This is a genomic window from Nocardioides sp., assembly GCF_025964975.1.
GTDB lineage: Bacteria > Actinomycetota > Actinomycetes > Propionibacteriales > Nocardioidaceae > Nocardioides.
The window spans coordinates 1-8,537 of record NZ_JAOPXV010000111.1 but is presented as its reverse complement, the minus strand read 5'-3'; the positions used below and the strand labels follow the sequence as shown (position 1 = coordinate 8,537).

Below are 8,537 nucleotides of genomic sequence, written 5' to 3'. Positions count from 1 at the left end.
GTGGGTGTGCTTCGTGGGGACCATACGTGCAGCCAAGCACGCAGCTCGCGCGCGGAGGCGACAACGACGGACGTCGCGGGGATCCCCACACGTGGTCTAGAGGACCCCTCGCGATCAGTCGTGGCTGGGTGCCTCGACCTGAGCCATCGAAGGATCGAGTTGCAGGCCCTTCTCCAGAGCGGCTTCCCCGTCTGCGGCCTGTCCGAGGTGGAGCAGGCCGAATCCCGTCCGCATGAAGGCTGCGGCGTGTTGGTCGTCGATCTCCACGACCTCGCGGTACATCTCCACGGCCTCTGGGAGGTCATCGGCCTCGACCAGGATCGCCTTGTTGAAGAGTGCGGGCACATAGTCCGGGTCCGTCGCGAGAGCCGCGTCGTAGGAGGCGATGGCCTTGGCCTCCTGGCCCATCCCCGCAGTCTACGGATCCCGGTTGCGGCACGGGCGTGATCGCCCGATCAGGCGCGTTCGAGCAGGAACAGCGGGATCTCGCGCTCGGTCTTCTCCTGGTAGGACGCGTAGGTCGGCCACGTCGCCACTGCGTGCTCCCACCAGTCGGCGCGTTCGTCGCCCTCGAGCAGGCGGGCCACGTAGGTGTGCTTCTCCGCCTTGTCCTGCAGCTCGACCTCAGGATGGGCAAGGAAGTTGTTGGCCCACTCCGGGTTGTCGGGGGCGCCGCCCTTCGAGGCCACGGCCAAGTAGGCGCCGTCGCGCTCCACCCGCATCACCGGGTTCTTCCGCAAGTTCCCGGACTTCGCGCCGACGGAGGTGATCACGACGACGGGATAGTTGGTGCCCGGAAGCGTGCCGCCCTTCTCGCCGTTGCTCGACTCGTACTCTTCGACGTTGTTGCGGACCCACTCGGTCGCGCTCGGGACGTAGGTGCCAGTCAGTGCCATACCCCCACAACACCACGTCCGGGCTCACGATTCCAGCCCCGATACGCTCGCGGCCATGAACACCCCACGACGTTCTTCTCCTCCGCTGCGCTCCCCCGAACAACGCCGCAGGGACCCCGCATGAGTGCCATCGAGGGCGTGTCCCAGACGTTCGACCCCAGCGCGTGGGACGACGTCCCCGGCTTCGAGGACCTGACCGACCTCACCTACCACCGCGCGAAGGCGCACGGAACCGTCCGCATCGCCTTCGACCGGCCCGACGTGCTGAACGCCTTCCGCCCCCACACGGTCGACGAGCTGCTGCGGGTGCTTGATCACGCCCGGGCGTCGTCCGACGTCGGGTGCGTGCTCCTGACCGGCAACGGGCCGAGCGAGAAGAACGGCAAGTGGGCGTTCTGCACCGGCGGCGACCAGCGCATCCGGGGCAAGACGGGCTATCAGTACGAGACCGAGGGCCACACCGACGCCGCTGCACCCCCCAACCCGATCGACCGGGCGAAGCTGTCCCGTCTGCACATCCTGGAGTGCCAGCGGCTCATCCGCTTCATGCCCAAGGTCGTCATCTGCGTCGTGCCCGGCTGGGCGGCCGGCGGCGGTCACAGCCTCCACGTCGTCAGCGACCTGACCCTCGCCAGCCGCGAGCACGCCCGCTTCAAGCAGACCGATGCCGACGTCGGTTCCTTCGACGGCGGGTACGGCTCGGCGTACCTCGCGCGACAGGTCGGGCAGAAGTTCGCCCGGGAGATCTTCTTCCTCGCCGAGGAGTACGACGCCGAGGAGATGCACCGCATGGGTGCGGTCAACCGCGTCGTGGACCACGCGGACCTCGAAGCCACCGCCTTGGAGTGGGGCGCGAAGATCAACGGCAAGTCGCCGACCGCCCAACGGATGCTGAAGTACTCCTTCAACCTGCTCGACGACGGGCTCGGCGGCCAGCAGCTCTTCGCCGGCGAGGCGACGCGGTTGGCGTACATGACCGACGAGGCGCAGGAGGGGCGCGACCAGTTCCTCGAGAAGCGCGAGCCCGACTGGTCGCCGTACCCCTGGTACTACTGACTCAGGCTGTTTCGGCAGGTCGGCGGCCTGCACACCCCCCGTGCGTGGCAGATGCGTGGCAAAAAATTCGATAGCCGTTTGGCGTGCGGCCGTCTCGGCGCTTCCCGCTGCAGTGGTCAGCGCATAGCCTTGCTGGCGTGTCGTTGAGCGCGTTGGGGCAGGCAGCGCCCGGCGTTACAACACGGGCTATGGGCGCAGGCCACCGCTCACGCAGTCCGGGCAACGTCAGATCCCGACTCAGCTTGCCCAAGGCACCCCACATCGGCTCCGTCCCCGACGTCGGCCGCGCCGCCACCGAGAATCCGGTCCCTACGTTGCGCTTAGCGGACGCGAACCGCGGGCAGGCGACATCTGACGAGCGCTGAGTCCATGCGCACCGCTCGACTCAGCAGAATGAAGAGCAGCATCAGGATCAGCAGGATGATCATGAAGAAGGGTCATCGTTGATGCAGTTGCAGTGTGTCTGCGTCCGCGCCCTTGGACCCCGAACAGGTCAGTCCGACCAGCCAACCCCGGGGTGCCAGCGGCCCGTGCTGCGAGCTCCGCTCAGAAGCGGGTTGACGCAGCGGCCTACGTGTTCAATTGCCGCCTCGAGTGCGTGGAGCGACTCGTCGATCTTCGTCTTGCGGGCATACGCCGCGTACCCACTCGGCCACTGCGGCCCTGGCGACACCATCTGTTCGGGGAGTTTCATGACGCGCCGTTTGCTCTCTGACAGCAGCGCCTGAGAGACGGGTACGGCGTCTAGATCACAGGTGGAGACGATGAGCGCTAGGTCGATGAGATCGCGGTACCGCGACGAGGGGTTGGCCCGTTCGCCATAGAGCTCGAACATCGCGCACACCTTGTCGGCCACCTGGTCGCTCAGCGGGTACACCACCACCTCGGGGAGTTCAGTAAGACCCGGTACATGGACGACAGGAGTCGGGCGGATCCGCTCTGGTGCTGCGAGCAGGTGAAGTTCGCGGGCCAGATCGATGGGGAAGCTGTCGTACCGCGCGCCGATGTACGCGGTGACGCTGATCTCGACGACTGGGTTGGTCCGGCTGTAGGCGACACCGTTCTCCACAATGAAGGTCAGGTGGTCGCCGTCGCGCGCAGCGGTGAGGCTGCGCAGCTCGGCGATGGCCTGGTCGGGTGTCACCTCTCCCAGATGCAGCAGGTCGAGGTCCTTGGAGAACCTTGCCTCGGCGAGCCGCATCAGCAGGCCGGCGCCGCCCTTGAGCACCCACTGCCCATTGGGCGTGGAGAAGATCAGAGCGAGGAACCGCTGGAACAGGAACTCGCGCCGGAGCTCCCCCAGGGACCGCCCTCGAACTTTGGGTCGAGGACACCCAGACTTGGCGAGGTACCCAGCCCGCGTAGAAGGCTGCGAACGTGACTTTCCCAGCGGTGGGATCGACCCAGTCGCCGCGAATGATCTTCGCCTCTTCCGTGGCGACCCAGCGTTTGGCGTCAATCTGCCGCTTGAAGGACTTGGTGTGCTGCCTGTCGCGTTCGTCGCGGTACGCGCCTCGCCACGAATCGCGTTCCTTCCATACCCAACCCATCGTGTTCACTCCTTCCGGGAGAACTTCATAGTGCGCCTACGGGCCGGCAGATTCGATTCGATTAGTGGTGCTGTGGACGATTGGTCTGTTCGGTGAGCCAGAGGACGAGGTCGGTTCGCCAGTAGCGGACGTGGCGGCCGACCTTGAAGGACCGGGGTCCGCAGCCGAGGTGGCGCCAGTAGCGCAGGGTGCCTTCGGGGACGCGGAGGAAGGCGCAGGCTTCTTGGAGGGTGAGCATCTCGTCCCCGGGCTGGCGGCGCGGGTGCGGGATGGTGGGTTGCGCGGTCATGAGGTGACTCCTATCGGTGGTTGCGACGGTGCGGTGCTCATGTGCTTCTCCTTGCTGGCTAAGGACGAGCCTTCAAGCGAAGCAGCGGTTCCGAATGGGCAACGCCTGCTGTTCTCCTAAGTGCGCTGGGGCCCCAGAGCGGTCACCGGTGCCTACCAATCGGCGCCGGCGTGCGGTTGTCCATGGCGTGAAAGGCAACAAGCTGCGGGCCGGATCGGTCATCGTTTGCGGGCGCTGGTCGGTCAGGAGTCTCAGCGGCCAATCCCGCCGCCGCGGCCGGGCGTGCTGCGGTTCGGTGGGGTTGGTTCGATCCGCCGTGCCTTCTCCTGCTGGAGTCGCAGGCGCTCGCGCCCGTCGTGGGCGTCGGCTTGCTGTCGGGCACGCCGGTCGGCGACCCACCGGTCGTGTTCGCTGTCGAGTCCGCCGCTGGGGAGCGTGCGGATGCTCGGCTCGTTTGAGACGGCCCGGACGCGTGATGTGGCGGCGCGGAGGTCGCGCTCGACGTCGGCGAGTTCGGCGGTGAGGTTGGTGAGGCGTTCGCGGGGGTTACTGACGTGTGCCGCCCGGCCGTAGGGGCGGAGCTCTGCGTACATGTGGTTGTCGAGCTGGGTGCGCGCCCGGTCGGCATTTTCGGATGCCGCCATGGCTTCGCGCTCAGCGTGGCGGATCTGCTCCGCGTCGGGGTGGGCGGCGGCGATCTGCTGAGCGACGAACGCCTCGATCTGGTCTTCGACGCGCCGCGCGTGCAGCCGGGGCAATTGGACCGCGAGCTCGGCGGGGTCGGTGGTCAGGTCGGCCAGGACGGGGTGCCAGCGCTCCGCGAATGCGGTGAGGTCGGCGTGTGCGTCACGAACCTGGCGGCGGCGTTGGCCGAGTCGTCCGGTGCCCTCGCGGACGATGTCGGCGGCGCGCTGCGCCTGCGGCAGCTCCTGGCGCCAGGCGTTTCGGACCCGGGCTCGCAGGTCAGCGGTCTCGACCTGGAGTGTCGCGTCGAGGTCGTCGACCCGCTGGCGGGCCTGGAGCCAGCTGCGCCTCATCTTGGTCTCGTTGTCGCGGAGGCGGTCGCGTTGGGGGCGTAGCGGGCGTGGATCGCGACCACCTGCTGCAGGTCGTCGCGGTGGCCGGCCAGCCGCTGGTGTTGTTCGTGCAGGTCCGCCTGTCGCAACCAGGCTGCTCAGAGGTCGTCGAGCACCTCCTCGAGGGGTCGGGCGGGTGGCTGGGTGCCGTAGCGCTCGATCTCCTCGGCGGCCTGGTGGGCGGCGGCCGCGGGCCCGAGGTCGGCCCGGTCCCGGGCGAACACCTGCTCCCATTGCCGGCGGGCATCGGCCTCGTCGTCGGCGACCAGGTGCGCGATATTGTCCTCGCGGCCCCGGGTCATCGCGACGTAGGCCGAGGCGGCCGAGGTGTGCTCGCCCAGCATCAGGTGCCCGGCGCGGGTGGTCTCGCCCTGGGCCCCGTACACCGTGGTCGCGTACGCCAGCTCGACGTACTCGCAGGCATACCCGACCGGGATTGTGCGCAGCTCAGTGGCATACCGGCCCCTGAGGGTGAGCGTGCCGTCGGCACCGATGTCGGTGATGGTCCAGGTGTCGCGGTTGCTCACGTTCAGGTCGCGATCGTTGCGCCGGGTCGCCACCCGGTCCCCGACCCCGAGCCGTTCCCCGGCGTTGGTGGCGACCGCGCGGCTGTCATCGACGTGCCCGGCCGCGACCAGCCGGTCGCGGATGAATCCGTTCAACACGGCCGTCCGCTCGCGGGTGTCGGCCATCATCAGCACCCCTCCCGCGCGTTGTTCACCGGCGATGCGGGCGTCGGCGCCGAGCCGGGCGAGCGCCTGGGTCCGTTCGGCTTCGCTGGGGTAGATCTGGATCTGGCCACGGCGCCACAACGCGTCCCACACCTCACTGACCCGCTCACCATCTGTCTCACCGACCGTCTCACTGATCCGCTCACCAGAGTCTTGGCCGGGTGGGGTGTAGGTGGGAGAGCCGGTGCGCAGCGCGAGGCTGATGGCGGCGTACTCAGGGTCGACGAACCGGTGCGCGACGTCGAGGTCCACGTGCGCCTCGGGTGGGACCCACCGGGCGGCGAGGTCCAGGACACCGCCGCGGCCGGTCGCGGGGAGCTGGTGCCGATCCCCGACCAGCGCGACCCGCGCACCCATCTCGTCCGCCACGGTGAGGAGTGCACGGGCGGTGTCCTGGTCGAGCATCCCGGCCTCGTCGACCAGCAGCAGGTCACCACGACCCAGCACCGCCCCGGGCGCCGGATCAGTCGCAACTCGACTCCAGCGGCCGTCGGTGTCCCACCGGAAGCCGTGCTGGTGGACCAGCCATGCCACCGAGCCTGCGGTGCCGACCTCACGAGCGGCGACCTGGGCGGCCTTCAACGTCGGGGTCACCACCAGCATCCGCCGGCCCTGCCCACCGAGTAGGTCCTTCGCGGCGGCAAGGGTGGTGGTCTTGCCGGCACCGGCCGCGCCCTCGACCACGACCAGTGCGGCTTGGCCCGCGAGCGCCGCGGCGGCCGTGCGCTGGAACTCGTCCAGCCCAGTTGCCGCCGGGGGGACGGCATGGGCGAGGTCGGGGGACGCTGGTCGATGGCGGGGGGACGCTGGCCCTGCCGGCGAGCCGGGTCACGATGTCGGCCTCGGTTTTGAGGACGTGGGGTGAGGTGAGGGCTCGGACGTGCTCGGGAACACCCGGCTGGTGCAGCAGCGGTACGCACGCGTTGATCGCGCGGGCGGTGAGGTCCTCGGCGAGTTCGGTGCGCACCGCCGGGTCGGTGACGATCCCGGCCGCGGTGATCGCCTTCTCCGCCTGGCCGCGGACGTCGGCGGCGTTCCAGGCGGATCGTCGGGCGCCGAGCCGGACCAGGATGGTCTCGACCGCGGCGTCGCGGTCGAACGCGCCCACCCGGGGTGCGCCGATGACCATTGACAGGCCCGGCTGGGCGGCGGGGTCGCGGTAGCCGAGGTCGCGAAGCTGGGCGTTCCAGGCCGTCACGAGTTCGGCGCCATCCTTGGGAGCGATCTTGTCGGGGCGGGCGTCCTTCCAGGCTCGTCGGTCCCACGAGCGGCGCACACCCGAGCCAGGTTCCTGGCCCGGGTTGGCGGTGCGCCATTCGGCCTCGTACCGGTCGATGTTGCGGCCGATCTGCGCGGCCCGCTCACTGAACGCACCCACGAAGGGCGCCAGCTCCGCGACCTCCCCGGTGCCCGGATCGAGGGTGAACCCGGCCGCGGCGAGTGCGGCCCGGAACTCTGGGTCGCACATCACCGCGGCGTGCCCGATCCCGTTCAACGCCTCGATGGAGTCACGGAACCCGACCGTGTGCAGGCCCCGCCACTGCCCCTCAGCGAACACCCGGGCATTGACCTGCAGGTGTAGGTGACGATGCGGGCCCCCGGCCCGGGACGTGTAGTGCCGCACCACCGCCGCCTCGATCCGCTCCACCGGCACCTGCACCTGCCGACCGCGGGGCCCGACCCGGGTGGTGGCGTGCTCTGCGACCCAGCCGATGATCTGCTCCGCAGCCCGGTCCTGCGCGGCGTCGTACGCCGCAGCGACCTCCGGATGCAGTGCCGCTGCCAGGGACCAGGTCTTCGGCCCGTTCACGGTGATCTCCACGAACCGCACTGCGTTGTTGTCCTTGCGGAGCCGTCCCCGGGCGTGCCCGGTCTCGGGGTCGTGGCCGGCCACCCACTGCTCGTACCCGTCGCCATCCAGCATCCCGAGATCACGCACTCCCGCGCCGGGGGAAGCGCCGAACCGGCGGGCCAGCCCGCCGCCTTCGGGCAGGTAGTAGTCATCAACTCGGGACCGGTCGGCCTCGACGTAGGTGCGCGCCGCCGACGCCGCTCCGCGGTAGACCTTCACGCCTCCATGCATGACCAATCACGTCCAACAAGTCGCCCGAAAATGACTGTTGGGCCACCCGACCCGGGCGACCCATCTACGAACCTTCGTAGCATGCGTGCCGCATAGAGGGGAGGGGTTGAGTGGGCAGAAGGGCAGGGATCTGGAGGGGATTCGGGGGACCGTCCAATGTCAACGTAGGTCAATGAATTTAGAGACTGGGCCGTGCTGTTCGGGGCCGGCAGTCCTCGGCGTCTGCAACGCGGGGTCCGGAAGAGTCCCCCTCCCGGCTGGGTAGTCGGGCGGGGCGTCTGGGACATCAGCGGCCAAACATCCCGTCGTTGACCTGGGGTGCCCGCAGGTCGAGCGTGCTGACAGGCTGAAGGGGATCATGTGAAGGCAGTCGCGTTGCGATTCGGCTCGGGCCGAATCCTGTCGGCGGGCCGAGCCCTGGCCTGTATCGCCGCCGGCGCGGAGGCAATGTGCTGCGCGAGAGTGTCGATGACCGTGTTGGCACACACCTGGCGGCCGGCTCGCGGTCCGAGCGAATCCTCGAGCCTTGCCGCGAGCGCGGCCAGGTCAGCGGGCCGCTCGAGGCCCTCGACCCAGGGCAGCGCGTCGGGGTCGACGAGCGCACCGCCGAGCACGGGGTCGACCACGTCGACGAGGTCGCGCATGAAGTCCAGGCCGAGCGCGACCCGCTCAGCACCCACCAGCGACACCGCGTGCCCTACGTGGGCCAGGAACGAGTCGACGGTGGCCGCGTCGGACAGGAACGGCCCGAAGCCGTTGATGGCCACGAACCCGCCGCTGTCGGCCACCGCCCGGATCTGCTCATCGGTCAGGTTGCGCGGGTGCGCCTGCAGGGCCTGGCAGGAAGAATGGCTGG

8 protein-coding genes and 1 pseudogene are annotated in these 8,537 nt (G+C 69.2%); 1 reads left to right on the top strand and 8 read right to left on the bottom strand.

The features are described from left to right. Window positions 1-114 precede the first annotated feature (114 nt). Both JWN68_RS08045 and JWN68_RS08040 read right to left on the bottom strand, forming a co-directional pair. Window positions 115-408: a hypothetical protein gene (locus JWN68_RS08045; RefSeq protein ID WP_297737277.1), complete on the bottom strand. Its 294-nt coding sequence runs from the start codon at window positions 406-408 to the stop codon at window positions 115-117. 47 nt (window positions 409-455) lie between these two features. Further along, window positions 456-896, bottom strand: a complete 441-nt coding sequence (locus JWN68_RS08040) for a nitroreductase family deazaflavin-dependent oxidoreductase (protein WP_297737275.1) — start codon at window positions 894-896, stop codon at window positions 456-458. Between the two features lie 120 nt (window positions 897-1,016). On the opposite strand from JWN68_RS08040, the gene JWN68_RS08035 reads away from it, so the two are divergent. Beyond that, window positions 1,017-1,952, top strand: coding sequence for a 1,4-dihydroxy-2-naphthoyl-CoA synthase (locus JWN68_RS08035; protein ID WP_297737272.1), 936 nt, complete (start codon window positions 1,017-1,019; stop codon window positions 1,950-1,952). A 493-nt stretch (window positions 1,953-2,445) separates the two neighbouring features. On the opposite strand, the gene JWN68_RS08030 is transcribed toward JWN68_RS08035, so the two are convergent. The 6 genes and pseudogenes from JWN68_RS08030 to JWN68_RS08005 form a co-directional block, all read right to left on the bottom strand. Beyond that, complete coding sequence (locus JWN68_RS08030) at window positions 2,446-3,411, bottom strand: nucleotidyl transferase AbiEii/AbiGii toxin family protein (protein ID WP_297737270.1); 966 nt, start codon at window positions 3,409-3,411, stop codon at window positions 2,446-2,448. 152 nt (window positions 3,412-3,563) lie between these two features. Continuing rightward, on the bottom strand, window positions 3,564-3,791 hold the full coding sequence (locus JWN68_RS08025; RefSeq protein ID WP_297737268.1) for a helix-turn-helix domain-containing protein: 228 nt from the start codon (window positions 3,789-3,791) through the stop codon (window positions 3,564-3,566). A 251-nt stretch (window positions 3,792-4,042) separates the two neighbouring features. Beyond that, window positions 4,043-4,828 (bottom strand): hypothetical protein, encoded by a 786-nt coding sequence (locus tag JWN68_RS08020; RefSeq protein WP_297737265.1) that lies wholly within the window; start codon window positions 4,826-4,828, stop codon window positions 4,043-4,045. Window positions 4,829-4,965: 137 nt separating this feature from the next. Further along, complete coding sequence (locus JWN68_RS08015) at window positions 4,966-6,282, bottom strand: AAA family ATPase (RefSeq protein ID WP_297737262.1); 1,317 nt, start codon at window positions 6,280-6,282, stop codon at window positions 4,966-4,968. Between the two features lie 538 nt (window positions 6,283-6,820). Continuing rightward, window positions 6,821-7,681: pseudogene (gene mobF, locus JWN68_RS08010) on the bottom strand (MobF family relaxase); the annotation flags it as partial. A gap of 356 nt (window positions 7,682-8,037) precedes the next feature. Beyond that, on the bottom strand, window positions 8,038-8,537 hold a 500-nt coding region (locus JWN68_RS08005; protein WP_297737259.1), incomplete at its 5' end, for a membrane dipeptidase.

Bases quoted from the DNA above. Each gene is read 5' to 3' on its own strand.
- JWN68_RS08035 (WP_297737272.1), top strand. From the start codon at position 1,017: ATGAGTGCCATCGAGGGCGTGTCCCAGACGTTCGACCCCAGCGCGTGG.
- JWN68_RS08040 (WP_297737275.1), bottom strand. From the start codon at position 896: ATGGCACTGACTGGCACCTACGTCCCGAGCGCGACCGAGTGGGTCCGC.
- JWN68_RS08045 (WP_297737277.1), bottom strand. From the start codon at position 408: ATGGGCCAGGAGGCCAAGGCCATCGCCTCCTACGACGCGGCTCTCGCG.
- JWN68_RS08020 (WP_297737265.1), bottom strand. From the start codon at position 4,828: ATGAGGCGCAGCTGGCTCCAGGCCCGCCAGCGGGTCGACGACCTCGAC.
- JWN68_RS08025 (WP_297737268.1), bottom strand. From the start codon at position 3,791: ATGACCGCGCAACCCACCATCCCGCACCCGCGCCGCCAGCCCGGGGAC.